The organism is Klebsiella sp. MS 92-3 (assembly GCF_000195655.1).
Taxonomy (GTDB): domain Bacteria; phylum Pseudomonadota; class Gammaproteobacteria; order Enterobacterales; family Enterobacteriaceae; genus Klebsiella; species Klebsiella pneumoniae.
Genome location: NZ_GL882803.1, coordinates 49,239 through 49,664, shown reverse-complemented (window position 1 = coordinate 49,664; position 426 = coordinate 49,239). Strand labels below are relative to the sequence as shown.

General features: G+C 56.1%; 1 protein-coding gene. It reads right to left on the bottom strand.

What is annotated here, in order from left to right; translation table 11 throughout:
* A partial coding sequence (gene aphA / locus HMPREF9538_RS14810; protein WP_009485002.1) for an acid phosphatase AphA occupies positions 1-426 on the bottom strand: 426 nt, incomplete at both ends.

Sequence of the window (426 nt, the reverse complement as noted above, 5' to 3'; positions counted from 1 at the left end):
GGGGGGGGGGGGCGGTGATATCGTTATCCGAATCGCCGTAGAAAACCTTTATCTGCTTCGCCTGCAGCCACTGGGTCTTGGTGTTTTGGCCAGGCTTATCGCCAGCGAAAATCACCGGATTCATATTGGCGGCCGGGATGAGAAAATCATCCTGCAGGGTTTTAGAAACGGTTTCGGTTTTGGTCTGGCTGCGGCCGGTGACGAACCAGATGCTGTCCCCGCGCTTCACATGCATCGCAATCAGCTGGCGCGCCACCTCTTTCGGCATGCTGAATTCATCCCAGCCGTTGTTCATTTTTTCCCAGAACTGCGGGTTTTTCAGGTAATCTTCGCTGCCGGGAGAGAAGGTTTTTTGCCCGCGCCAGAAACCCGGACTGGAGAAGAGGACGGTGTCATCGATATCAAAGCCGACGGCCATCGGCGGCC